The following is a 25,195-nucleotide window of genomic DNA, read 5'->3' as shown; positions in this document are numbered from 1 at the left end:
GCGCTGACCCCGCACCTGTGGGCGCCGGCGGCGAGCCGCGTCGACCTGCTGCTGCCCGCCGACGGCTCCCGCACCCCGCTGCGTGCGCAGGGGGACGGCACCTGGGTCGCGGACGTGGCGCTCCCGCACGGCACCGACTACGCCTTCGCGCTCGACGGCGGCCCGCCGCGCCCCGACCCCCGGGCGGCGTGGCTGCCCGACGGCGTGCACGGTCCGGCGCGCGTCTTCGACGCCGACCGGTTCGGGTGGACCGACCCGGGCTGGAGCGGCGTGGACGTGCGCGGCGCGGTGACCTACGAGCTGCACGTCGGCACGTTCACCCCGGCCGGCACGTTGCGGGCCGCCGCCGAGCGCCTCGAGCACCTGGTCCGGCTCGGCGTGGACGTCGTCGAGCTGATGCCCGTCGCGCCGTTCAACGGCCGGCACGGCTGGGGCTACGACGGCGTCGCGCTGTACGCCGTGCACGAGCCCTACGGCGGCCCGCAGGCGCTGCAGGAGTTCGTCGACGCCGCCCACGGCCTCGGACTGGCCGTGTGCCTCGACGTCGTGCACAACCACCTGGGGCCGTCGGGCAACTACCTCCACGAGCTCGGGCCGTACTTCACCGGGACGCACCACACGCCGTGGGGTGACGCGATCAACCTCGACGGACCCGGGTCGCCGCACGTCCGCCGGTGGATCTGCGACTCCGTGCTGCGCTGGGCGCGCGACTTCCACGTCGACGCGTTCCGGCTCGACGCCGTGCACGCGCTGGCCGACGACTCACCCCGCCACCTGCTCGCGCAGCTGTCCGACGAGGTCGCCGAGCTGGCGGCCGAGCTGGGCCGGCCGATCGGGCTGGTCGCGGAGTCCGACCTCAACGACGTCGTCACGCTCGCCACGACCCAGGACGGCGGGTGGGGCATGACCGGCCAGTGGGCCGACGACGTGCACCACGCCGTGCACTCCCTGGTCACGGGCGAACGGCACGGCTACTACGTCGACTTCGGGTCGCCCGCGGTGCTGCGCACCGCCCTGGAGCGCGTCTTCGTGCACGACGGCGGGATGTCCACCTTCCGCGGCGAGCACTGGGGCTCGCCCGTGCCGGACGACGTCGACGGGCACGGGTTCGTCGTCTTCGGTGCGAACCACGACCAGATCGGCAACCGGGCGCTCGGCGACCGGCCGGCGGCGCGGCTCGATCCCGGCGGCCTGGCCGTCCAGGCGGCGCTCGTGCTGCTCTCGCCGTTCAGCCCGCTGGTGTTCATGGGCGAGGAGTGGGGCGCGACGACGCCCTGGCAGTTCTTCACGGACCACCCGGAGCCCGAGCTGGCGACCTCGATCCGTGAGGGCCGGACCCGGGAGTTCGGCGGGCACGGCTGGACGGACCTGTACGGCGGACCGGTGGTCGTGCCGGACCCGGGCGACCCGGCGACGTTCACGGCGAGCGTCCTGGACTGGGCGCAGGCGGAGGAGGCCGGGCACGCGCGGCTCTTCGAGTGGTACCGCGTCCTCATCGCCCTGCGCCGCGCCGTGCCGGACCTCGCGTCGGGCGACCGGCACCGCACGTCGCTCGACGTGCACGAGGCACCGGCCACGCCCGGCGCCCGCGGCTGGCAGGGGTCCCTCGTCCTGCACCGCGGGGACGCGCGGGTCGTGCTGAACCTGGCGCACTCCCCCGCCGCCGTCCCGGTGCCGGTCGCGGGTCCGGTGCGGGTCGTGGCCGCCTGGGACGGCGGGGCCGTGCACACCCCGGACGCCCCCGGCGACCCGCTGGTCGTGGACCTGCCGGCCCGCAGCGTCGTCGTGCTCGCCTGAGCGCGCCGCCCCAGGAGGGATCAGCGGGAGGCCGCGAGCGCGGCCCCCTCCGCCGCGAGCGCGCCGAGCCGCGACAGCGCCCGGTAGTACTTCTTGCGGTAGCCGCCCGCGAGCATCTCCGCGGTGAAGACGTCGGAGCCAGGCGTCCCGTACGCGCCCGGGTCACCGGCCAGCACGACGGGGACGTCGCGGTCGTAGAGCCGGTCGATCAGGACCACGAGCCGCAGCGCGACGTCCTGCCGCGTCACCTGGTGCACGCCGGTCAGACCGACGAGGTCGATGCCGTCGAGCAGCGCGCCGTAGCGGCTGGGGTGGACGGTCGCGAGGTGGTCGAGCAGGGTGTCGAGGTCGTCCAGCGTGGCGTCGTCGCGGGTGACGACGACGGCACGCACCGCGTCCGCCGTGAGGGTCGGCGCGTGCGTCGTGACGGTGCGGTGCCGGTGGTCCTCGCCGTCGATGCGCAGCACCTCGAAGCGGGCGGCGAGCGCCTGGATCTCGCGCAGGAAGTCCTCGGCGGCGAACCGGCCCTCGCCGAGCGAGCCGGGCAGGGTGTTCGACGTGGCCGCGATCGCGACCCCGCGGTCGGTCAGCTCGCGCAGCAGGCGCGACATCATGACGGTGTCGCCGGGGTCGTCCAGCTCGAACTCGTCGATGCAGAGCAGGCGCCGCTCGGCGAGGGCGTCGACGGTGGCGGCGAACCCGAGGGCGCCGACCAGGTGGGTGAGCTCGACGAAGGTGCCGTACGCGGTCGCCGCCGGGCCGACCGCGTGCGCCAGCGAGGCGAGCAGGTGCGTCTTGCCGACGCCGAAGCCGCCGTCGAGGTAGACGGCGGGCGCGTTCGCCGCGGCACGGCGCCGCCACCAGGCGCCGCCGCCGCGTGCGGGTGCAGCCAGAGTGCCCGCGACCTCGCGCAGGCGGTCCAGCGCGCGCTGCTGCGAGGGGTGGGCGGGGTCGGGCCGGTAGGTCGCGAACGACTCACGGGCGAAGTGGCGGGGCGGCACGAGCTCGGCCAGCAGGCGTGCCGCGGGCACGCGGGGGTGACGGGCGGTCAGCGACAGGGGTGCGGTCGCGGTGGCCGGTCGGGCCGGGTCGGCGGGGGTCACGGAGGACGACGATACGTCCCACGACCGGGCGGTGCGCGGGGCGGACGCGCGGCCCCGACCCGGACGTCCGCCCGGGTCCTGGACGCCTGTCCACACCTCGAACACCCGTCTCGCGATCCGGACGACACCTGCCGGTGCGACCGAGCGCGTGCCACCCTCGTCTCGTGAGCCTCCCCGGGAACCGCTGGATGTGTCGGTGCTGTCGCGCCGCCGCGGTCCCGTGTGCCTGCTGTCCGCGGAACCGCTGACCCGCCCCGTCCCCCCACGGGCGCGTGGTCCGCGCCCGGTACCCACGACCCGCAGGTCGTGCGCGGACGCGTGAGCACGCCCCCCAGCACCCGGAGGTGGCGCCCATGGCGCAGACCACGTCCCGCACCCCGATCGTCGAACCGTCCAGACGTCCCGAAGGCCAGTGGGCCTTCGACCAGCGCGAGCCGCTCAACGCCAACGAGAAGCTCAAGCAGGAGGACGACGGGCTGAACGTCCGCGCGCGCATCGAGACGATCTACGCCCACGAGGGCTTCGCGTCCATCCCCGGCGAGGACCTGCGCGGACGGATGCGCTGGTGGGGGCTCTACACGCAGCGTCGGCCCGGCATCGACGGCGGCAAGACCGCGACCCTCGAGCCGCACGAGCTCGACGACGAGTTCTTCATGCTGCGGGTGCGGTGCGACGGCGGCACGCTGACGCTGCAGCAGCTGCGCACCGTCGCCGGCATCTCCCAGGAGTTCGGGCGCGGCACCGCCGACATCACCGACCGGCAGAACATCCAGCTGCACTGGATCCGCATCGAGGACGTCCCGGAGATCTGGCGCCGGCTGGAGTCGGTCGGCCTGACGACGCAGGAGGCCTGCGGCGACGTGCCGCGCGTCATCATCGGCTCCCCGGTGGCGGGAGTCGCGGCCGACGAGATCATCGACGGCACCCCCGCGATCCAGATCATCCGCGACCGGTACATCGGCGACCCCGCGTACTCCAACCTTCCCCGCAAGTTCAAGACCGCGATCAGCGGGTCGCCCCATCACGACGTCGCCCACGAGATCAACGACGTCGCGTTCGTCGGCGTCGTGCACCCCGAGCTCGGCCCCGGCTTCGACCTGTGGGTCGGTGGCGCGCTGTCCACCAACCCGATGCTCGGCAAGCGGCTCGGCGCGTTCGTGACGCTCGAGCGCGTGCCCGAGGTGTGGGCGGGCGTCGTCGGGATCTTCCGCGACTACGGCTACCGCCGGCTGCGCACGCGCGCCCGCCTGAAGTTCCTGCTGGCCGACTGGGGAACGGTCGTGTTCCGCCAGGTCCTCGAGACCGAGTACCTGGGGTACGCGCTGCCCGACGGCCCCGAGCCCCCGCCGCCGCCCACCGGCAACCGCGACCACGTCGGCGTGCACCCCCAGAAGGACGGGCAGTTCTACGTAGGCGCCGCGCCGACAGTCGGGCGCGTGTCCGGCCCGCTGCTCACGGCCCTGGCCGACCTCGTCGAGGAGGCCGGCTCCGACCGGCTGCAGCTGACCACCGAGCAGAAGCTCGTCGTCCTCGACGTCGCCGCCGACCGGGTCGACGCCCTCGTCGACGGCCTGGACTCCCTGGGGCTGCAGGTGCGGCACGCGAGCCAGTTCCGCCGCGGGACGATGGCGTGCACCGGCATCGAGTTCTGCAAGCTCGCGATCGTCGAGACCAAGGGCCGCGCGACCGTGCTCATCGGCGAGCTGGAGCGGCGGCTGCCGACCTTCGACCAGCCGATCACCATCAACGTCAACGGCTGCCCCAACTCGTGCGCCCGCATCCAGACCGCCGACATCGGCCTCAAGGGCGTGCTGGCCGGCGAGGAGGAGGGCTACCAGGTGCACCTCGGCGGTGGTCTGGGCATGACCAGCGGGCTCGGCAAGACGCTGCGCGGGCTGCGCGTGCCGTCGTCCGACCTGCCGGACTACGTCGAGCGGGTCGTCACCCGGTTCGACGAGCAGCGCGCCGAGGGCGAGCTGTTCGCCCAGTGGGCGCTGCGCGCCGCCGAGGAGGACCTGCGATGACCGCCACGGACCCCGCCCAGCGTGCCGTGCCGTACTACTGCCCCTTCTGCGCGAGCGAGGACCTGTGGCCCGCGGGCGAGACGCACGGCCAGTGGGAGTGCCGCTCGTGCACCCGCGCGTTCGCGCTGCGCTTCATCGGCCTGGTGGGTGCGCGATGAGCACCGCGACCCGCCCCGTGACCGACCTGTCCCCCGACGAGCTGCGCGCGCTGGCCGAGCAGGCCGGCCGCGACCTCGAGGGCGCGCACCCGTCCGACGTGCTGCGCTGGGCGCGCGACGTCTTCGGTGACGACCTGGTGCTCGCGTCGTCGATGGGCGACGAGGTGCTGGTCGACGTCGCCGCACGCGCGGCACCCGGCATCGACGTGATCTTCCTCGACACCGGGTACCACTTCGCCGAGACCATCGGGACGCGCGACTACTACGCCGACTTCAGCGACGTGCGGCTGCGGACGGTCCTGCCGCTGCGCACCGTCGCCGAGCAGGACGCCGAGCACGGCCCCCGGCTGCACGACCGCGACCCGAACCTGTGCTGCGCGCTGCGCAAGGTCGAGCCGCTCGAGCGGGGGCTCGCGCCGTACACGGCGTGGGTCACGGGCATGCGCCGCGAGGACGCCCCGACGCGCACGGACATCGCGGTCGTCCAGTGGGACGCCAAGCGGTCCAAGGTCAAGCTCAACCCCCTGGCCACCTGGACCCAGGACGACGTCGACGCGTACGTCACCGCGCACCACGTGGTGCTCAACCCGCTGCGCGAGCTCGGGTACGCGTCGATCGGCTGCGCGCCGTGCACGCGGGCGGTGGCACCGGGCGAGGACGCCCGAGCAGGGCGCTGGGCAGGCACGAACAAGACGGAATGCGGGCTGCACACATGACGACGACGTTCCCCACCGACACCACGACCGCCGACCCCGGCGCCGCGGGACGGCTCACCCAGCTCGACGCGCTCGAGTCCGAGGGCATCCACGTGATGCGCGAGGTCGCCGGCGAGTTCGAGCGTCCCGTGCTGCTGTTCTCCGGCGGCAAGGACTCGATCGTGATGCTGCACCTGGCGCGCAAGGCGTTCTGGCCGGCGCCCGTGCCGTTCCCGGTCATGCACGTGGACACGGGGCACAACTTCCCCGAGGTCATCGCGTACCGCGACCGCACGGTCGCGGACCTGGGCCTGCGGCTCGTCGTGGCCAGCGTGCAGGACGCGATCGACGACGGGCGCGTCGTCGAGCGCCCCGGCGGCTCCCGCAACCCGCTGCAGACCGTGCCGCTGCTCGACGGCATCACGGCGCACCGGTTCGACGCGGTGTTCGGCGGCGGACGCCGCGACGAGGAGAAGGCGCGGGCCAAGGAGCGGATGTTCTCGCTGCGCGACGAGTTCGGGCAGTGGGACCCGCGCCGGCAGCGACCCGAGCTGTGGGACCTGTACAACGGCCGCCACAAGCCCGGTGAGCACGTCCGCGTCTTCCCGCTGTCGAACTGGACCGAGCTCGACGTGTGGCGGTACATCGAGCGCGAGGGCATCGAGCTGCCGGACATCTACTTCACGCACGATCGGGACGTGTTCGCCCGCGACGGCATGTGGCTCACGGCCGGCACCTGGGGCGGGCCGCGCGCCGACGAGACGGTCGAGCGTCGGCACGTGCGCTACCGGACGGTCGGCGACATGAGCTGCACGGGGGCCGTCGACTCGACGGCCGCCGACGTCGCGGACGTCATCGCCGAGGTGGCCGCCAGCCGGCTCACCGAGCGTGGTGCGACCCGCGCCGACGACCGGGCCTCCGAGGCCGCCATGGAGGATCGCAAGCGCGAGGGGTACTTCTGATGGGCACGCACGCCACCGCCGGCCTCACCCGGCCCGCACCGTCGCTCGACGGCGCCGCCGCCGGGGCCGACGACCACGCGCAGCGCGACCTGCTGCGCCTGGCGACCGCGGGGTCCGTCGACGACGGCAAGAGCACGCTCATCGGCCGGCTGCTCTACGACACGAAGTCGGTCCTCGCCGACCAGCTCTCCGCCGTCGAGCGCGCGACCGCCGCGCGCGGCGGCGAGGGCGGCGCCGTCGACCTGGCGCTGCTCACCGACGGCCTGCGCGCCGAGCGCGAGCAGGGCATCACGATCGACGTCGCGTACCGGTACTTCTCCACCGCGCGCCGCGCGTTCGTGCTGGCCGACACCCCCGGGCACGTGCAGTACACGCGCAACATGGTCACCGGCGCGTCGACCGCGGAGCTCGCGATCGTGCTGGTCGACGCGCGCAAGGGAGTCCTCGAGCAGACCCGGCGGCACGCCGCGCTCACCGCGCTGCTGGGTGTGCCGCACGTCGTCCTGGCCGTCAACAAGATGGACCTGATCGGGTTCGACGAGGCGACCTTCCGGTCGATCTCGGCGCAGTTCGCCGACTACGCCCGGGTGCTGGGCCTGCCGGCCGTGCACGCCGTGCCGCTGTCGGCGCTCGACGGCGACAACGTCGTGGACCGCTCCGTGCGCACCCCCTGGTACGACGGCCCGACCCTGCTCGAGCTGCTCGAGAGCGTGCCGGTGGCGCGCGACGCGTCGACCGAGCCGCTGCGCCTGCCCGTGCAGTACGTCATCCGTCCGCGCACGCCCGAGCACCCCGACTACCGCGGGTACGCGGGCAAGGTCGCCTCGGGCGTGGTGCGCGTGGGCGACGAGCTGCGCGTGCTGCCGTCCGGCCGGACGAGCCGCGTCGTGGGCCTGGACACGTTCGACGGTCCGCTCGACGCGGCCGACGCGCCGCGGTCGGTGACCGTGCGGCTCGCCGACGACCTCGACGTGGCGCGGGGCGACGTCCTGGTGCCGGCCGCCGAGCAGGTCGCGACGGGGCAGGACCTCGTCGGGACGGTCTGCTGGCTGACCGAGCGCCGCTCGGTGCCGGGCGCCCGCGTGCTGGTGCGCGTCGGGACGCGGACGGTCCGCGGGCTGCTCCGCGAGGTCGACGCCCGCCTGGACGTCGACACCCTGACCGTCGAGCAGTGGGACCCGGTCGACACGCTGCACACGATCGACGCGACGGACACGTCCACCGAGGCGGCGCCGCGCTCCCTCGGGCTCAACGCGATCGGTCGGGTGCGGCTGCGCCTGGCCGAGCCCGTCGTGCTCGACGACTACGCGACGCACCGCCGCACGGGCGGGTTCCTCGTGGTCGACCCGGCCGACGGCAGCACGCTGGCCGCCGGCCTGATCGGTCCGACGCTGCTGGACCGCCTGGTGCCGGTGCGCGCCGACGAGCGCGACGACGACTGGCTCGCCGGGGCGGGGATATGAGTCCCCGTCACCCGCTGCTGCTCGACCTGACGGGCCGCCGGGTCGTCGTGGTGGGTGGTGGTCCCGTCGCCGCGCGCCGCGCGCACGGGCTCCTCGCCGACGGCGCGACCGTGCACGTCGTCGCGCCGGCGCTGTGCGAGGACCTCGCAGACCTCGCCGCGTCCGGCGCCGTCACGTGGGACGCGCGGGAGTACGCGACGGGCGACCTCGACGGCGCGTGGCTGGTGCACACCGCGACCGGTGAGCGGCGCACCGACGACGCGGTCGCGGCCGACGCCGACGCCGCGCGCACGTGGTGCGTGCGGGCCGACGACGCGTCCGCCTCGACGGCCTGGACCCCCGCCGTCGCCCGCGCGGGCGATGTCACGGTGGCCGTCAGCGCGGGCGGCGACCCCCGCCGGGCCGTCGCCCTGCGCGCGGCGATCCAGGTGCAGCTCGACACCGGCGCGCTGCCGCTGCGCCGGCACCGGCCCGGCCCGGGGCACGTCACGCTCGTGGGCGGCGGGCCCGGCGACCCGGGCCTCATCACGACCCGTGGGCGGCGTGCTCTCGCCGAGGCGGACGTCGTCGTCGTGGACCGTCTCGCGCCGCGCGCGCTGCTGGACGAGCTCGAGGACGACGTCGAGGTCGTCGAGGCCGGCAAGGCGCCGCACGCGCACACCCTGACGCAGACCGAGATCAACCGTCTGCTGGTCGAGCGCGCCCGCGCGGGCCAGCGGGTCGTCCGCCTCAAGGGCGGGGACCCGTTCGTGCTGGGCCGCGGCGGGGAGGAGCTCGCCGCGTGCCTCGCGGCGGGCGTCGCCGTCGACGTCGTACCCGGCGTCACCAGCGCGATCGGCGTGCCGGGCGCCGCCGGGATCCCGGTCACCCACCGGGACGTCGCCCGCCAGGTGACGATCGTGTCGGCCCACGACGCGGACACCGACTGGGAGACGCTGGCCCGCCTGCGGGGCACCCTCGTCCTGCTCATGGGCGTCGGCCGGCTGGGCGAGCACATGGACCTGCTGGCGTCCCACGGGCTCGACCCGGCCACGCCCGTCGCGGTCGTCGAGGACGGCACCCTGACGACGCAGCGCACGACGGTCGGCTCGGTCGCGGACATCGCGGCCCGTGCCCGCGAGGTCGGCGTGCGCAACCCGGCCGTGATCGTCGTGGGGCACGTCGCGTCGCTCGCGGCGACGCTGGGTGACCACCGGGTCGCCGCGACCCGCGCGCCCGACGCGCCCTAGCCTGGGCCCGTGGACGCCGACCTCGACCTCCTGGTCCCCGGCCCCGGCCGTCGGCTCCCCGAGCGCCCGGGTGAGGCCGACCTGGTCGCGCTGCTGCAGCGCGAGCGCACCGGACCGCACGTGCGGGCGAACATGGTCGCGAGCATCGACGGCGCCGCGACGGGCGGGGACGGCCGGTCCGGGTCCCTCGGCACCGCGGCCGACCGTCGCGTGTTCGCGGTGCTGCGCGCGCTGGCCGACGTCGTGCTCGTCGGCGCCGGCACCGTGCGGGCCGAGGGCTACCGCGAGCTCCCCGTCGCACCGCACCTGCGCGACGCGCGCGCGGCGGCGGGCCTGGACCCGCGGATCGAGCTGGCGGTCGTCACGCGGCGCGGCGACGTCCCGGCCGACCTGCTCACCGGTGCGCGGCCGCCGCTCGTGGTCACCGGGGCCGCGGGCGCGGACCGGGCCCGGGACGCGGTCGGCCCCGAGCGCCTCGTCGTCGTGCCGGGGACCGACGACCCGGACTCCCCCGACCTGGGCGCGGCCGTCGCCGCACTGGCCGCGCGTGGCCTGCGCCACGTGCTCGCCGAGGGCGGCCCCCACCTGCTGGCCGACCTGCTGGCCGCCGGCGTCGTCGACGAGCTGTTCCTGACGACCGGCCCGGTGCTGCTCGCCGGCGACGCACCGCGTCCCGTGACGAGCGCCGCGGGCCTCGCTCCCCCGCGCGCCGCACGCCTGCGCCACCTCCTGCACGCGTCCGACGACACGCTGCTGGCCTGCTGGGACCTGCGCGCACCCGTCGGCCGCGCACCCGTAGGCTCGGGGACGTGACCGACACCATCCTCGTCCTCACCGAGGACACCCTGGCCGAGTCCGACGTCCAGCACATCGTGGGGCTGCACCCCGACGAGTCGCTGGCCTACCAGGTGCTCGTGCCCGCCGACACCGACCGCCCGCTGATCCCGTGGATCGTCGACGCGCTGAGCATGGGAGAGCTGCGCGAGGCCTGGGACCGGGCCACCGGCCACGAGCCGAGCCGCACGCAGGCGCGCCGGACCGCGGCCGAGCAGATCTCCGGCAGCGTCGCCGCGTTCGCCGCGGTGGGCCGCGACGCGACGGGCGTCGTCACCGAGGACGACCCGCTGCCCGCGCTGCACGGCGCGGTCGCCGGCGGCGGTGTGCGCGAGGTCGTCGTGGTGACCTACCCGCACATGGTCGCGGACACGTTCCACACCGACTGGGCGTCCCGTGCGCGCGAGGAGCTGCAGGTCCCGGTGCTGCACCTGTACTCGGGGACCAGCGAGCTCGGCTGAGCCGGCCGACCGGTACCTCAGCGCAGCGGGTACCCCGCGCGCTCGACGGTGCGGCGCGCGAGCACGTCGAGCGAGTCGACGTACCGGTCGTCGGCCAGCAGGTCGTGCGCCGCCGCGACGACGGACAGCTCCGTGCAGCCGAGCACCACGACGTCGGCTCCCCGCGCCCGCAGCCGGTCGGCCACGGCGTGCAGCGCGGCGACGTCGGCGGGCCGTCCCGCCTTCACCTGGTCGTAGATGATGCCCATGACGACGTCCTGGTCGGCGTCGTCCGGCACCACGGTCTGAAGGCCGCGCGCGGCGAACGCCCGCTGGTAGACGTGCGCCGCGAGGGTGCCGCTCGTCGCGAGCACGCCCACCCGGGAGGCCCCCGGGCGGGCCGCGACCTCGTCCGCCGTCTCGTCCACGATGCTCAGCACCGGCACGGCGACGGCTGCCGCGACCTCGTCGGTGAAGTGGTGCGCGGTGTTGCACGGCACGACGACGAAGCCGACGCCGAGCCGCTCGAGGCGGCGGGCGTCCGCCGCCATCACGGGGCCGGGGTCCGCGTCCGAGCGCCCGAGGATGTAGGCCGTGCGGTCGGGGATCGTGGCGTGCTGCAGCACGACCAGGTCGACGTGGTCCTGGTCGCGCTCCGCCGCGGTGTGCCGCAGGACGAGGTCGAGGAAGCAGACCGTGGCCGCCGGGCCGACACCGCCGATGACCCCGACCTCGACCCGGTCGGGCGCTGCCCCGGCGGCCGGACCCTGCGTCACCCGTCGCCTCCGGGGTAGTGCCGCCGGTACTTGCGCACCTGGTTGGCCTGCGCGACGGCCAGGTACGCCAGGCGCCGCGGGTCCGTCTCGGCGCGGTACCACAGCGGGTTCGTCGCGCGGCCGGCGCGGCCCAGCGCGCGGGTGCGGGCGCGCAGCGCGGGGTCGGCGACGTACCGGCGCAGCAGCCACCGCGGCAGCACGGTGTACAGGTGCGGCTCGGTGAGGTGGTCGGCCGCGCCGTGCGGCAGCGGCGCGAGACCCTGCACGTGCTCGCGGACGTACAGCTCGGCCGTGTTGCGGCCACCCGCGGTGAGGTAGAAGTTCGACCTGCCGAGGCGCGGGTTGAGCTCGAAGAACACCGTGCGCCCGTCGCGGGGGTCGAACTTCAGGTCGAAGTTGGCGTAGCCGGTCCACCCCAGGTGCTCCAGCAGCCGGACCGCCTGCGCCACGATCTGCTCGTCGTGCCCCGTGACGATCCCGGCCGGGTTGCCCAGGGCGCCCGGCGTGTGCTCCTCGAGCAGCACGTGCCCGAACCCGGAGAAGCGGACCGTGCCGTCGGTGTCGCTGTAGCACGTGAGGATGCGCATGCCGGAGTCGTCGCCCGGGATGAGGTCCTGCACGACGAACCGCCCCGCGTAGCCGGACGCCTGCACGCGCGCGAGCAGGTCGTCGAGCTCGTCGGGCGTGGCGACCGTGAAGACCTTCTTCTTCCCCGGGAACTCGACCAGGTGGTACGCCGCGGTGTCGGCGGCCTTGGCGATCACGGGGAAGCGCAGCGCCGACGTGTCGGGCGTGCCACCGGCCTGGACGTCGTGCACGACCGTGGCCGGGTGGTCGATGCCGAGCTCGACGCACAGCTCGCCGAACAGCACCTTGTCGGTCACCTTGTCGAGGGTCGCGACGTCGACGTACGGGATCGTGTAGAGGTCCTCGAGCTCCGCGCGGTTCTCGACGATCGTGCGCACGAGCCAGTCGGCGCTGCCGAGCAGCACCCGGTGCGTGCCCGGGTGCTGCTCCGCGATGGCGCGCAGCCGGCGCACCACGGTCGGACCGTCGTCGATGCCCGGCTCGACGACGTTCTCGAGGATGCGCGAGTGCCGCACCAGGCCGGTCGAGACCGACGAGACCACGACCGAGCGCACGCCGTACGCCTCGTGGAACGTCCGCGCGAGCGAGTACGCACCGACGTCCCCGCCGAGGACGACGGGCTGCAGCCGCGCGACGGGGACCTGCGCGCCTGTGCGGCGCGTCACTGCGCGAGCTCGGAGCGGTCCGCGGACCAGTCCGTGTGGAACGTGCCCTCGCGGTCCGTCCGGCGGTACGTGTGCGCACCGAAGAAGTCGCGCTGCGCCTGGATGAGGTTCGCGGGCAGGCGCTCGGCGCGGACGCCGTCGTAGTACGCGAGCGAGGAGGAGAACGCGGGCGTCGGCACGCCGTGCGTCGCCGCGGCCGAGACGACCCGGCGCCAGGCCGCGACCCCGGTCGAGACGGCGGACGTGAAGTACGGGTCCGCGATGAGCAGCGGCAGCGCCGCGTCGCGCTCGTACGCCTGCGTGATCCGGTCGAGGAACTTGGCGCGGATGATGCAGCCGCCGCGCCAGATGCGCGCCATGGCCGCCCGGTCGATGTCCCAGCCGAACTGCGCGGACGCCGCGGCGATCTGGTCGAAGCCTTGCGAGTACGCGACGAGCTTGGAGGCGTACAGCGCGAGGCGCACGTCCTCGATGAACGCACCGGGGTCCGGCACGTTCCACTCGAGCGTGTCGGCCGGCAGGACGCCCCGGGCCGCGGCGCGCTGCGGCGCCGAGCCCGACAGCGCGCGCGCGAACGTCGCCTCGGCGATGCCCGTGATCGGCACCCCCAGGTCCAGCGCGTTCTGCACGGTCCAGCGACCGGTGCCCTTCTGCTCGGCGGCGTCGGCGACCACGTCCACGAACGGGCTGCCCGTCGCGGCGTCGGTGTGCGCGAGGACCTCGGCGGTGACCTCGATGAGGTACGACTCGAGGTCACCGGTGTTCCACGCGGCGAAGACCTCGCCGATCTCCGGCGCCGAGGCACCCAGCCCCTGGCGCAGCAGGTCGTACGCCTCGGCGATGAGCTGCATGTCGGCGTACTCGATGCCGTTGTGCACCATCTTGACGAAGTGGCCGGCGCCGTCGGGGCCGACGTGCGTGCAGCACGGCACGCCGTCGACCTTGGCGGAGATCGCCTCGAGGATCGGGCCGAGCGACTCGTAGGACTCCGCGGTGCCGCCCGGCATGATCGAGGGGCCGTTGAGCGCGCCCTCCTCGCCGCCGGACACGCCCGTGCCGACGAAGTGCAGGCCCTGGGCCCGCAGCGCCGCCTCGCGGCGGATCGTGTCCGGGAAGTGCGCGTTGCCCGCGTCGACGACGATGTCGCCGGCCTCGAGCAGCGGCACCAGCGCGTCGATGACGGCGTCCGTCGGCCCGCCTGCCTGGACCATGACCACGACCTTGCGGGGACGCGCGAGCGACGCGACGAAGTCCTCGAGCGACTCCGAGGGCACGAACGTGCCGTCGGTGCCGTGCTCGGTGACCAGCGACTGCGTCCGCGCGAAGGTGCGGTTGTGGACCGCGACGGTGTACCCGTGCCGGGCGAAGTTGCGGGCCAGGTTGCGGCCCATCACGGCCAACCCGGTGACGCCGATCTGGGCGGTGCCGACGGCCGACGACGGGACAGACATCACAGAGCGCTCCTTGGGACGAGGGGGCACGCGACGCCGGTGGTGCCGGGCCGCGGCGCGGCCGGCACCGGCGCGCGCGACGCGTGCGGGTGCGTCTTCGAGCCTAGTCCGCGTGACACCTCGCGGCCCTCGGCGTGCCGGAGACCGAGACGCACGGCCCGCCCGTACGCTCGCCGCGTGACCCCTGCCGGACCCGAGGACGTGCCCGCTGAGTTCGTCCGTGCCCTGCGCTCGCTGCGCGGCGTGGCCGTGCGCCCCGAGGTCGTGCTCGACGAGGTGCCCGGTCCCGCGCGCATCGCGCCGTTCACGGCCGCCCTGACGGCCGAGATCCGCACCGCGCGGCGCTCGGTCGCCGCCGAGGACCTGGCGTCGGGACGGTTCGTCATCCTGTACGACCCCGAGGGCCAGGAGGCGTGGGAGGGCTCGTTCCGCCTCGTGACGCTGGTGCGGGCCACCCTCGAGGCCGAGGTCGGCGCGGACCCGATGCTGGCCGAGGTCGCCTGGTCGTGGTTCCACGACGCCCTCGCGTCGGCCGGGGTCGACCCGCACGCCGCCGGCGGCACCGTGACGCGCGTGCTGTCGCAGAGCTTCGGGGCGCTCGACCGCCGTGAGGAGCAGACCGAGCTCGAGATCCGCGCGTCGTGGACGGCGTGGGACGAGCAGCTCGGCCCGCACCTCGCGGCCTGGTCGACGCTCCTGTGCACGGCCGCCGGGCTGCCACCCCTGCCCGAGGGCGTCGTCCCGCTCCCCCGCCGCTGACGGGTCGCCCGTGCCCCGGCTCAAGTACGACGCCGTCGCTGCCGATGCACCGGACGTGACCATCGAGCCTCTGCGACGCGACGTCCGTGACGTCCGTGACATCCCGTCACGGCGGGTGCCGGGCGTCACGAGCCTGCCCACGTCACGGCGGGTGCCCCCCGCCACGACCGCGCGGCACCCGATGTGCGTCGTTGTCACCCAGATCGCCGAGGGCGAGGGCGACACCCTCGTGCGGGCGCTGCGCCGCCGCGGTGCCCACCGCGTCGTCGTGCTCGCCCGCCGGGCCGGCCGCGAGGAGCTGCGCACGCTGCTCGCCGGTGGTCTGCGTGGCGGCGTCGCCAGCACGACGGACTCCGCCGCCTCGACGCCGCGCCCCGCGCCCACGCCCGTGGCCCCGACCGCCGAGCTCAGCGCGCGGGAGCTCAGCGTGCTGTCCCGCGTGGCCGCGGGTCGGACCAACCGCCTCATCGGCGAGGAGCTCGGCCTGTCCGCGCTGACCGTCAAGAGCCACCTGGCCCGCATCTCGCGCAAGCTCGGCACGGGCGACCGGGCCGAGCTGGTCGCGATCTCGATCCGCAACGGGTTCATCGACTGACCCGCGCACCGCAGGACCCCGTCCGCTGCCGCAGCGGACGTCGCACGCACCTGGGGGACCACGGGTGACGCCCGTCACCCCCTCACGTGGGATGACGACGCGCGACGCGAGCCCCGGCTGCACGGACGGGTGGTCCACGTCGCCTACGGTTGTCGTCATGGAGGCCGAGGCGTCGCAGGGCACCCCGGGCGCGGACGAGCGCCCGGAGGAGGCCCCTGCCGTCGTCCCGCTGCTGGAGCCCGCCGACGGCGTCCCGCCGGTGGTCGCGACCCCCGAGGCGCTGGCCGCGACGATCGCGGCGTTCGCCGCAGGGACCGGGCCCGTCGCCGTCGACGCCGAGCGCGCGTCGGGGTACCGGTACGGCCAGCGCACCTACCTCGTGCAGCTGCGCCGCGAGGACGCCGGCACGGCGCTCATCGACCCGATCATGCTGCCGGACCTCGCGGAGCTGTCCGACGCGCTCGTCGGCGTCGAGTGGGTGCTGCACGCGGCGTCGCAGGACCTGCCGGGGCTCGCCGAGCAGGGCATGCGCCCCTCACGGGTGTTCGACACCGAGCTCGCGGCGCGGCTGCTGGGCATGGAGCGCGTCGGGCTCGCCGCGGTCGTCGCCGACACCCTCGGTCTGGGGCTCGCGAAGGAGCACTCGGCGGTGGACTGGTCGACGCGACCGTTGCCCCCGGAGTGGTTGCGGTACGCCGCGCTGGACGTCGAGGTCCTCGTCGAGGTGCGCCAGGTGCTGGCCGAGCGGCTGGCCGTGTCGGGCAAGGCGGAGTGGGCGCGCCAGGAGTTCGAGGCCGTGCGGACCGCGCCGCCGCCGGCCCCCCGCGCCGAGCCGTGGCGCCGCGTGTCGGGCCTGCACAACGTGCGCGACGCGCGTCGCCTGGCGGTGGTGCGTGAGCTGTACGCGACGCGCGACCGCAACGCCCGCGAGCGCGACATCTCCCCCGGGCGCGTCCTGCCGGACACGGCGATCGTCGCGGCGGCGCAGGCGCTGCCGCGCACGGTGGGGCAGCTCGTCGCCCTCCCGTCGTTCGCCGGCAAGGGCACCCGACGGCGCGCGGCGCTGTGGCAGTCGGCGATCGACCGGGCGATGGCCCTGCCGGAGTCCGAGCTGCCGGCGACGCGGGGGCCCGCGAGCGACGGCCCGCCGCCGCCGCGCGTCTGGCCGGACCGCGACCCCGAGGCCGCCCGGCGGCTGGCGGCGGCGCGAGAGCTCGTCCTGGGACTGTCGGTGGCGCACACGGTGCCGGTGGAGAACCTGCTGCAGCCCGACCTGCTGCGCCGGCTGTGCTGGTCGCCGCCGCGCCCGCTCGACGCGGCAGCGGTGGCCGCGACGCTGACGGCCGGTGGTGCCCGCGCGTGGCAGGTCGAGCTGCTTGCGGACGGTCTGGCGACGGCGCTCGCGGCCGACTGACGTGCCCGGGGTGACCGGGAACGGCACCTCCCCCGCTGTTACTCTTGAGTAACTTCGCGCGTCCAGGGACGATGGTCCTCATTCGCAGCCGCGCGCTCCCCCGGACACCGCCGTCCCTCCAGGAGGACTGATGTCGAGCCCGTCCCGTCCCGCCGACGCGCAGGTGCCCGCCGCGCGTCGCGTCGTCTTCGTCGACGGGGTACGCACCCCGTTCGGCCGTGCCCGCAAGGACGGTCTGTACGCCCACACGCGGGCCGACGACCTGGCCGTCAAGACCGTGCGCGAGCTCCTGCGCCGCCACCCTCAGCTCCCGCCCGAGCGCGTCGACGACGTCGCGCTGGCCGCCACCACGCAGCAGGGCGACCAGGGGCTGACGCTGGGCCGGACCGTCGCGATGCTCGCCGGCCTGCCGCCGACCGTCCCCGGCTTCGCGATCGACCGCATGTGCGCGGGTGCGATGACGGCCGTGACGACGACGGCCGCCGCCATCGGGTTCGGCGCGCAGGACGTCACGATCGCCGGCGGCGTCGAGCACATGGGCCACCACCCGATGGGCTTCGACGCCGACCCGAACCCGCGGTTCCTCGCCGAGCGGATCGTGGCCGCCGACGCCCTGAACATGGGGGTCACGGCCGAGAACCTGCACGACCGGTTCCCGGCCCTGACCCGCGAGCGCGCCGACGCGTACGGCGTGGCCAGCCAGGAGAAGTACGCCGCGGCGCTCGCGTCGGGCCGCATCGAGCCGGACCTCGTGCCGGTCGCGCTGCGCGACCCCGAGCAGGGCTGGGGCCTGGCGACGGCCGACGAGCCGCCGCGCCCCGGGACGACGGTCGAGGCCATCGCCGGGCTGCCCACGCCCTTCCGGCCGGGCGGCCGCGTCACGGCCGGCACGTCCGCACCGCTCACGGACGGCGCGGCGTCGTGCCTGCTCGCGGCGGAGGACGTCGCGGTGGAGCTCGGCCTGCCCGTGCGCATGCGGCTGGTGTCGTTCGCGTACGCGGGCGTCGAGCCCGAGGTCATGGGCCTGGGGCCCGTGCCCGCGACGCGCAAGGCGCTCGACCGTGCCGGGCTGACGGTCGACGACATCGGGCTGTTCGAGGTCAACGAGGCGTTCGCCGTCCAGGTCCTGTCGTTCCTCGACGCGTTCGGCATCGCCGACGACGACCCGCGCGTGAACCCGTACGGCGGTGCGATCGCGGTGGGGCACCCGCTCGCGTCGTCGGGCGTGCGGCTCATGGTGCAGCTCGCGCGGCAGTTCGCCGAGCACCCCGAGGTCCGCTACGGCATCACGACGATGTGCGTCGGGCTGGGCCAGGGCGGCACCGTCATCTGGGAGAACCCGCACTACGACGTCCAGGAGGCCGACCGATGAGCACGTCCGCGCCGCGCCCCGAGCGTGTCACCCACTCCCTGGTCCGCGACGTGCGCCTGCCCGGTGGGCTGGGCACGCTCGCGCTCGTCACGCTCGACAACGGGCTGGACCACACCAAGCCGACGACGCTCGGCCCGCAGGGCATCGCCGAGCTCACCGCCGTGCTGCGCGCGCAGCGGGACCGCGCCCGCGCGGGCGAGATCGCCGCGCTGGCGGTGACCGGCAAGCCGTACTTCCTTGCGGCAGGCGCAGACCTGACCCAGGTCGCGACCGTCACGTCGCGCGACGAGGCGCTCGCGCTGGGCCGCGACGGGCACGAGGCCTACCGGCTGCTCGGCGAGCTCGGTGTGCCGACGTTCGCGTTCGTCAACGGCGTCGCGCTCGGCGGCGGCCTCGAGGTCGCGCTCAACTGCGACTACCGCACGGCCGCGTCCGACGTCCGCGCGCTCGCGCTCCCCGAGACCGGGCTGGGCCTGGTGCCCGGGTGGGGCGGTGCGTACCTCGTGCCGCGGCTCGTCGGCATCGAGGCCGCGCTCGACGTCGTCCTGACGCGACCGGCCGCGAACAAGCCGTTCACCGCGCAGCAGGCGGCGGCGATCGGGCTGGTCGACGTCGTGCTGGAGCCGGCCGACTTCCTCGAGGAGTCGGTGCGCTGGGCGGCGCGTGTCCTGTCGGGTGACGTCGACGTGCCGCGCCGGCCGCTGGACGACGCCGCGACCTGGGACGCGGTCGTGGCCGCCGCCCGGACGCGTCTCGACGCCGTGGTGCACGGGTCACGCCCCGCACCGGGCCGGGCGCTCGACCTGATGGCGGCCGCGCGGGACGCCGACAAGGACTCCGCGTTCGCCGCCGAGGACGAGGCCCTCGCGGACCTCGTCATGAGCGACGAGATGCGCGCCAGCGTGTACGCGTTCGGGCTCGTGCAGGCCGGCAAGCGGCCGACCGGTGCGCCGGACGCGTCGCTCGCGCGGCCCGTCACGCGCGTCGGCGTCGTCGGCGCCGGGCTCATGGCCGCGCAGATCGCGCTGCTGTTCGCCCAGCGGCTCGGCGTGCCCGTCGTCCTGCGCGACCTCGACCAGGCGCGGGTCGAGCAGGGCCTGGGCACCGTGCGGTCCACGGTCGAGCGGCTCGTGTCCTCGGGGCGCATGTCGTCGGACGCGGGCGCACGGATCGTCGCGCAGGTCACGGGGTCCACCGACATCGCCGTGTTCGCCGGCTGCGACCTGGTGATCGAGGCGGTCACCGAGGTCCTCGCCCTCAAGAAGCGCGTGTTCGCCGAGCTCGAGGGCGTCGTCTCGCCCGACACGATCCTGGCCACGAACACGTCGGCGCTGTCGGTCACGCGCATGGCCGCGGACCTGCAGCACCCCGGGCGCGTCGTCGGGCTGCACTTCTTCAACCCCGTCGCCGCGATGCCGCTGGTCGAGGTCGTGCAGGCCGAGCACACGTCGGACGAGGCGCTGGCCACGGCGTTCGCCGTCGTGGCGAAGCTGCGCAAGACCGCCGTGCTCGTCGCGGACCGTCCCGGGTTCGTCGTCAACCGGCTCCTCGTGCTGCTCCTCGGGATCATCGTCGACGCGGTCGAGAAGGGCACCCCCGTCGAGGTCGCCGACCGCGCGCTGGATCCGCTGGGTCTGCCGATGCCGCCGTTCGAGCTCTTCGACCTCGTCGGGCCGGCCGTCGGGCTCCACGTCCTGACCTCGCTGCGCGAGGACCTGGGCGAGCGGTTCCCCCGCTCCCCCGGCCTCGAGAAGCTGGTCGCCGACGGGACGCGGGTCGTCACGCCGGCGCCGGCGAAGGGTCTGCCGAAGCCCGTCGACCCGGCCGTGCAGGCCGTGTTCGACGCGGTCCGCGACACGACGGCCGACGCGCCCCTCGACGAGGCGGGCGTGCTCGACGCAGTCCTGGCGGCGCTGACGGTGGAGGTCGGGCACATGCTCGACGAGGGCGTGGTGACGACCCCCCAGCAGATCGACCTGTGCATGATCCTGGGCGCGGGCTGGGGCTTCCACCTGGGCGGCCTCACGCCGTACCTCGACCGCACGGGGTACAGCGAGCGCCTCCTCGGCCACCGCCTCCTCCCCGACGGCCAGGCCAACGTCCCCACCCCCTGACCCCCTCCCACCCCACCCCTGGTGAGAGAGCGATCCAGTGACGATGTCCTCGACTGGATTGCTCTCTCACCACCCGGGATGGCTCCGCCATCCCTCCCCTCCCCGGCGAGAGAGCAATCCAGCGCGCCCCCTGCCAGCGAGAGAGCAATCCAGTTGCGCCGGCGGGTGACCGTTCTGTGAGGTGAGTCGCCCACAGGTCACGTCCGCGCACGGTCGATCCACAGATGGCCGGTCGCCTGTCCCGTCGTCCTCACGCTCGCGGGATCCTCGGCGCATGACGTCCGCTCCCGTGCTCGACATGCGTCAGCTACGCGCCGAAGGCACACCCTGGCCCGCCATGGAGCGGCTCGTGGTGTCCGGCGAGTACGTGCAGCTGTTCCGTAGCGTCCTCGTCCGCCGTACGGCGCTCGACGATCCTGACGCGCGCGCGGCGGCGATCCTTCGCGTCCTCCCTCCGGGGGGAGCCGTGTGCCGTGACACTGCCGCATGGCTGCACGGGGTCGATGTCCGGGCGCCGGGGCTTCACCTCCGGCCCCCGAGCCTGCAGTGCGTCGTGCCGCACGGCACGGCGCGGGTCCGTCGTCCGGGTCAGCGATGCTGGATCGCCGACCTTCCGGACGCCGACATCGGGTTCGTCCGTGGCGTTCCGACGACGACACCCGCGCGGACGTCCCTCGACCTGGCGCGGTACGCACCGCGGTACCTCGCGCTGGCGGCCCTCGACGCCTACACCCATCAGGGAGACGTCGACCTCACCGCGTTGGCCCGACGGGCGCACGCCATGCACGGCGCTCGCAACATCGCGCGGGCACGTCTCGTCCTCGAGCTGTGCGACCCCGCAGCCGAGTCCGCCGGCGAGTCGTGGTTGCGTCTCCGGCTCTTCGAGGCCGGCCTCCCGCGGCCGGAGGCGCAGATCAGCATCCGCGACGACCGGGGGCGCGAGGTCTACCGACTCGACATGGGCTTCCGCGACGCGCGGGTCGGCGTGGAGTACGACGGCGAGACGTTCCACCGGGCCACCATCCAGCAGCGCATGGCGGACGAGCGTCGGCGCGACGACCTCGAACGACGGTTCGGGTGGACCGTCATCGGGGTGCATCGGGAGGACGTGCTCGGCCGAGGCAACGCTCTGGAACGCGCCGTCGGCGACCTCATCGGGTTCGAGGGCATCGTCATGGCGCGCCAGGAATGGTGAGAGGCCGGGCTTCCGCCTGCGCTGGATCGGCTCGCCAACTCGACAGCAACGGGCAGCGGCGCCGCCGGAGTGCGCGCTCTGCGGCCCTGGGCCGGTGGCGCGACGACTGGATTGCTCTCTCGGCGACGAGGGCGTGGGTGACGCGCGCTGGATTGCTCTCTCGGCGACACGGGGGGTGGGCGGTGGGGCGGGGCGGGGTCAGAAGGTGGTGAGGCCTCGGGCGCGGAAGACGTCGCGGACGGACTCGGTGGCCTCGCGCGACGGGGGCTCGGTGTCCTCGAGCTCGTAGCGCATGCCCAGGTCGGCCCACTTGTCGCGGCCCATCTGGTGGAACGGCAGCACCTCGACGCGCTCGACGGCCTCGCCCAGCGACGCGACGTAGTCGGCGACGGCCGCCACGTTCTCGGGTGCGTCCGTCAGGCCGGGGACGAGGACGAAGCGGATCCACATGCGGGTGCCGCGCGCGGCGAGGCGCCGACCGAAGTCGAGCGTCGGCTGCAGCTCGCGGCCCGTGGCGTGCTTGTACGTCTCCGGCAGCCCCGACTTCACGTCGAGCAGCACGAGCGCGACGTCGTCGAGCATCTCGTCCGTGGCCTGCGCCCCGAGGAAGCCCGACGTGTCGATGACGACCGACACGTCCATCGCGGCCGCGCCGCGCACCAGCCGCCGCACGAACGCCGGCTGCATGAGCGGCTCGCCGCCGGAGATCGTGACGCCACCGCCGGTGGCCTTGAACACGCCCCGGTAGCGCGCGATGCGGGCGAGCAGCTCGTCCGCGGTGACGTCGGTCCCCCGCCGCATCTCCATCGTGTCGGGGTTGTGGCAGTAGAGGCACCGCAGCGGGCACCCGGACAGGAAGATCGCCAGGCGCGTCCCGGGTCCGTCGACGGCGGTGACGAGCTCCCAGGAGTGCACCGAACCCATCCGCCCCTCGCGGACCGCGGCGAGACGCTCGCCCCGCTCGACGTCGGTCGTCTCCAACCCTGCGGTCCCGTGCCCCTGCGCTCGCGTGTGCGACCCGCCGACCAGCGGGAGGCCGAGCGGGACGACCGGGGCACCGGTCTGCTCGGCGGCAGTGGTGCTCATCGTGGCCTCGCTCCGGTCGGTGTGGCAGGGGGTGCGATCGCGGCCCGGCGGTCGAGCCGCCGGGCCGCGACCACGGTCAGACCGCGCCGTGGAAGGTGCGGGACAGCACGTCGAGCTGCTGCTCCCGCGTCAGCCGCACGAAGTTCACGGCGTAGCCGGAGACCCGGATCGTCAGCTGAGGGTAGTTCTCCGGATGCTCCATGGCGTCCAGCAACGTCTCCCGGTTGAGGACGTTGACGTTCATGTGGAAGCCGGAGGACAGGATGTACGCGTCCAGCAGGCCGACGAGGTTGGTCATCTGCTCGTCCTTCGTCCGACCGAGCCCGGCGGGCACGATCGAGGAGGTGAGCGAGATGCCGTCCTGCGCCTCGGAGTACGGCAGCTTCGCGACCGACAGCGCGGAGGCGAGCATGCCGTGGGTGTCGCGCCCGTTCATCGGGTTGGCGCCGGGGGCGAACGGCTCGCCGGCCTTGCGACCGTCGGGCGTGGACCCGGTCTTCTTGCCGTACACGACGTTCGAGGTGATCGTCAGGACCGACTGCGTGTGCAGCGCGTTGCGGTACGTCGGGACGGCCCGGATCTTCTCCATGAAGCGCCGCACCACCCACACCGCGATGTCGTCCGCACGGTCGTCGTCGTTGCCGTACGTCGGGAAGTCACCGTCGATCGCGTACTCGGTGATCAGGCCGTCCGCCGTGCGCAGCGCCGTGACCTTGGCGTGCTTGATGGCCGACAGCGCGTCCGTGACGACCGACAGGCCGGCGATGCCGCAGGCGAGCGTGCGCAGGACCGTGCGGTCGTGCAGCGCCATCTCGATGCGCTCGTAGGCGTACTTGTCGTGCATGTAGTGCACGCAGTTCAGCGCGTCGACGTACGTCTCGGCCAGCCAGTCCATGGTCTTGTCGAACTTGGCGAGCACGTCGTCGTAGTCGAGCACCTCGCCGTCGACGGGTGCGCTCACGGGGGCGACCTGCTTGCCCGAGATCTCGTCACGGCCGCCGTTGATCGCGTACAGCATCGCCTTGGCGAGGTTGACGCGAGCGCCGAAGAACTGCATCTGCTTGCCGACCCGCATGGGTGACACGCAGCACGCGATGGCCGCGTCGTCGCCCCAGGAGGCGCGGATGAGCTCGTCCGACTCGTACTGCACGGCCGAGGTGTCGATCGAGACCTGCGCGCAGAACCGCTTGAAGCCCTCGGGCAGGCGGTCGCTCCAGAACACCGTCATGTTCGGCTCGGGTGCCGGGCCCAGGTTGTACAGCGTCTGCAGGTAGCGGAACGAGGTCTTGGTGACCAGCGGACGGCCGTCCTCGCCGATCCCGCCGAGCGACTCGGTGACCCAGGTCGGGTCGCCCGAGAACAGCTCGTCGTACTCCGGCGTGCGCAGGAACCGCACGATCCGCAGCTTGATGACGAAGTCGTCGATGATCTCCTGCGCCGCCTCCTCGGTGAGTGCGCCCGAGGCCATGTCGCGCTGCAGGTAGACGTCGAGGAAGGTCGCCGTGCGACCCAGCGACATCGCCGCGCCGTTCTGCTCCTTCACGGCCGCCAGGTAGCCGAAGTACAGCCACTGCACGGCCTGACGGCCGGTCGCGGCGGGCTCGGAGATGTCGAAGCCGTAGGAGGCGGCCATCTTCTTGAGCTCGTTGAGCGCGCGGATCTGCTCGGCGAGCTCCTCGCGGTCGCGGATGACGTCCTCGACCGAGCGCTCCATGTCGAGCGACGCCTTCTCGAGCTTCTTCGCGGCGATGAGCGCGTCGACGCCGTAGAGCGCCACGCGACGGTAGTCGCCGATGATGCGCCCGCGGCCGTAGGCGTCGGGCAGGCCCGTGATGATGTGCGACGACCGTGCCGCGCGCACGTTCGGCGGGTACACGTCGAAGACGCCGTCGTTGTGCGTCTTGCGGTACTTGGTGAAGATGTCGTTGATCACCGCCGGCGCCTCGTACCCGTAGGTCTCGAGGGACGTCTGGACCATGCGCCACCCGCCGTTGGGCATGATCGCGCGCTTGAGCGGGGCGTCCGTCTGCAGGCCGACGATGACCTCGTTGACCTCGTCGATGTAGCCGGGCGCGTGCGACGTGATCGACGACGGCGTGGTCGGGTCGACGTCGTAGACGCCCTTCTCGCGCTCGACCGGGAACATCGCGGAGAGCCTGTCCCAGATGCCGAGGGTGCGGGCCGTGGGACCGGCGAGGAAGCCGGCGTCGCCGGTGTACGGCGTGTAGTTGCGCTGGATGAAGTCGCGGACGTCGATCTGGTCGGTCCACGGTCCGGTGACGAAGCCCTCCCAGGCCGCGGTCACGGCGGTGTCGCTGCGGTCGCTGGGTGCGGCGGTGATGGACATCTGGGTCTCCCTGGGTCGGGGTCGATACTCCGACGTTAGGGACACAATGATGGGATGTCTTGGGACCTCGGTCCCCTCTGCACCGCCCCGGTGACGCGCGTCACGTCCGCGCGCGCCACCCGGTCTCG

The 25,195-nt window shown here is 74.3% G+C and carries 21 protein-coding genes; 15 read left to right on the top strand and 6 right to left on the bottom strand.

The genetic code is table 11. The features are described 5' to 3' along the window. Nucleotides 1–3: 3 nt before the first annotated feature. Nucleotides 4–1,797 (top strand): malto-oligosyltrehalose trehalohydrolase, encoded by a 1,794-nt coding sequence (gene treZ, locus OKX07_RS09360; RefSeq protein WP_265631874.1) that lies wholly within the window; start codon nt 4–6, stop codon nt 1,795–1,797. Nucleotides 1,798–1,817: 20 nt separating this feature from the next. Here treZ and zapE read toward each other — a convergent pair whose 3' ends face one another. Next, nucleotides 1,818–2,900 (bottom strand): cell division protein ZapE, encoded by a 1,083-nt coding sequence (gene zapE, locus OKX07_RS09355; protein ID WP_416220853.1) that lies wholly within the window; start codon nt 2,898–2,900, stop codon nt 1,818–1,820. Nucleotides 2,901–3,253: 353 nt separating this feature from the next. Here zapE and OKX07_RS09350 point away from each other — a divergent pair, with 353 nt between their 5' ends. From OKX07_RS09350 to OKX07_RS09315, 8 genes are read left to right on the top strand one after another with little or no spacing between them, the layout of a single operon-like run. Further along, nucleotides 3,254–4,924 carry a nitrite/sulfite reductase gene (locus OKX07_RS09350; protein ID WP_265631598.1) on the top strand — a complete coding sequence of 557 codons (1,671 nt, stop codon included), beginning with the start codon at nt 3,254–3,256 and terminating at the stop codon, nt 4,922–4,924. Then, nucleotides 4,921–5,082, top strand: coding sequence for a hypothetical protein (locus tag OKX07_RS09345; protein WP_265631597.1), 162 nt, complete (start codon nt 4,921–4,923; stop codon nt 5,080–5,082). The genes OKX07_RS09350 and OKX07_RS09345 overlap by 4 nt, the downstream gene beginning before the upstream one ends. Further along, nucleotides 5,079–5,798 carry a phosphoadenylyl-sulfate reductase gene (locus OKX07_RS09340; RefSeq protein WP_265631595.1) on the top strand — a complete coding sequence of 240 codons (720 nt, stop codon included), beginning with the start codon at nt 5,079–5,081 and terminating at the stop codon, nt 5,796–5,798. The genes OKX07_RS09345 and OKX07_RS09340 overlap by 4 nt, the downstream gene beginning before the upstream one ends. Beyond that, complete coding sequence (gene cysD / locus OKX07_RS09335; protein ID WP_265631593.1) at nt 5,795–6,739, top strand: sulfate adenylyltransferase subunit CysD; 945 nt, start codon at nt 5,795–5,797, stop codon at nt 6,737–6,739. The genes OKX07_RS09340 and cysD overlap by 4 nt, the downstream gene beginning before the upstream one ends. After that, nucleotides 6,739–8,202, top strand: coding sequence for a sulfate adenylyltransferase subunit 1 (locus OKX07_RS09330; RefSeq protein WP_265631591.1), 1,464 nt, complete (start codon nt 6,739–6,741; stop codon nt 8,200–8,202). Before cysD ends, OKX07_RS09330 begins: the two co-directional genes overlap by 1 nt. After that, nucleotides 8,199–9,431, top strand: coding sequence for a uroporphyrinogen-III C-methyltransferase (gene cobA, locus OKX07_RS09325; protein ID WP_265631589.1), 1,233 nt, complete (start codon nt 8,199–8,201; stop codon nt 9,429–9,431). The genes OKX07_RS09330 and cobA overlap by 4 nt, the downstream gene beginning before the upstream one ends. A 9-nt stretch (nt 9,432–9,440) precedes the next feature. Continuing rightward, nucleotides 9,441–10,244 carry a dihydrofolate reductase family protein gene (locus OKX07_RS09320; protein WP_265631587.1) on the top strand — a complete coding sequence of 268 codons (804 nt, stop codon included), beginning with the start codon at nt 9,441–9,443 and terminating at the stop codon, nt 10,242–10,244. Beyond that, entirely contained in the window at nt 10,241–10,726 is a 486-nt protein-coding gene (locus OKX07_RS09315; protein ID WP_265631586.1) for a hypothetical protein, read from the top strand. The genes OKX07_RS09320 and OKX07_RS09315 overlap by 4 nt, the downstream gene beginning before the upstream one ends. Before the next feature lie 17 nt (nt 10,727–10,743). Here OKX07_RS09315 and OKX07_RS09310 read toward each other — a convergent pair whose 3' ends face one another. From OKX07_RS09310 to gndA, 3 genes are read right to left on the bottom strand one after another with little or no spacing between them, the layout of a single operon-like run. Next, nucleotides 10,744–11,481 (bottom strand): aspartate/glutamate racemase family protein, encoded by a 738-nt coding sequence (locus tag OKX07_RS09310; RefSeq protein WP_265631584.1) that lies wholly within the window; start codon nt 11,479–11,481, stop codon nt 10,744–10,746. Further along, complete coding sequence (locus OKX07_RS09305) at nt 11,478–12,734, bottom strand: carboxylate--amine ligase (RefSeq protein WP_265631583.1); 1,257 nt, start codon at nt 12,732–12,734, stop codon at nt 11,478–11,480. The genes OKX07_RS09310 and OKX07_RS09305 overlap by 4 nt, the downstream gene beginning before the upstream one ends. Next, nucleotides 12,731–14,185 (bottom strand): NADP-dependent phosphogluconate dehydrogenase, encoded by a 1,455-nt coding sequence (gene gndA, locus OKX07_RS09300; RefSeq protein WP_265631872.1) that lies wholly within the window; start codon nt 14,183–14,185, stop codon nt 12,731–12,733. Before gndA ends, OKX07_RS09305 begins: the two co-directional genes overlap by 4 nt. A gap of 177 nt (nt 14,186–14,362) precedes the next feature. Here gndA and OKX07_RS09295 point away from each other — a divergent pair, with 177 nt between their 5' ends. The 6 genes from OKX07_RS09295 (at nt 14,363) to OKX07_RS09270 (ending at nt 21,634) form a co-directional block, all read left to right on the top strand. After that, on the top strand, nt 14,363–14,944 hold the full coding sequence (locus tag OKX07_RS09295; RefSeq protein ID WP_265631582.1) for a DUF3000 domain-containing protein: 582 nt from the start codon (nt 14,363–14,365) through the stop codon (nt 14,942–14,944). Between the two features lie 55 nt (nt 14,945–14,999). Continuing rightward, a complete protein-coding gene (locus OKX07_RS09290) occupies nt 15,000–15,539 on the top strand; it encodes a helix-turn-helix transcriptional regulator (protein WP_265631580.1) in 540 nt (179 codons plus the stop codon). A gap of 157 nt (nt 15,540–15,696) precedes the next feature. Continuing rightward, nucleotides 15,697–16,953 carry a ribonuclease D gene (locus tag OKX07_RS09285; RefSeq protein WP_265631579.1) on the top strand — a complete coding sequence of 419 codons (1,257 nt, stop codon included), beginning with the start codon at nt 15,697–15,699 and terminating at the stop codon, nt 16,951–16,953. A 130-nt stretch (nt 16,954–17,083) separates the two neighbouring features. Beyond that, nucleotides 17,084–18,325: a thiolase family protein gene (locus OKX07_RS09280; protein WP_265631577.1), complete on the top strand. Its 1,242-nt coding sequence runs from the start codon at nt 17,084–17,086 to the stop codon at nt 18,323–18,325. Then, nucleotides 18,322–20,439: a 3-hydroxyacyl-CoA dehydrogenase NAD-binding domain-containing protein gene (locus tag OKX07_RS09275; protein ID WP_265631575.1), complete on the top strand. Its 2,118-nt coding sequence runs from the start codon at nt 18,322–18,324 to the stop codon at nt 20,437–20,439. The genes OKX07_RS09280 and OKX07_RS09275 overlap by 4 nt, the downstream gene beginning before the upstream one ends. Before the next feature lie 274 nt (nt 20,440–20,713). Beyond that, nucleotides 20,714–21,634 (top strand): type IV toxin-antitoxin system AbiEi family antitoxin, encoded by a 921-nt coding sequence (locus OKX07_RS09270; RefSeq protein WP_265631574.1) that lies wholly within the window; start codon nt 20,714–20,716, stop codon nt 21,632–21,634. A gap of 198 nt (nt 21,635–21,832) precedes the next feature. Here the strand turns inward: OKX07_RS09270 and pflA are convergent, their stop codons facing one another. Both pflA and pflB read right to left on the bottom strand, forming a co-directional pair. Further along, nucleotides 21,833–22,720: a pyruvate formate-lyase-activating protein gene (gene pflA, locus OKX07_RS09265; protein WP_265631572.1), complete on the bottom strand. Its 888-nt coding sequence runs from the start codon at nt 22,718–22,720 to the stop codon at nt 21,833–21,835. Nucleotides 22,721–22,796: 76 nt separating this feature from the next. Next, complete coding sequence (pflB, locus tag OKX07_RS09260; RefSeq protein ID WP_265631570.1) at nt 22,797–25,067, bottom strand: formate C-acetyltransferase; 2,271 nt, start codon at nt 25,065–25,067, stop codon at nt 22,797–22,799. Nucleotides 25,068–25,195 lie beyond the last annotated feature (128 nt).

Source organism: Cellulomonas sp. S1-8, assembly GCF_026184235.1.
GTDB lineage: Bacteria > Actinomycetota > Actinomycetes > Actinomycetales > Cellulomonadaceae > Cellulomonas.
This window is presented reverse-complemented; position numbering and strand designations above follow the sequence as displayed.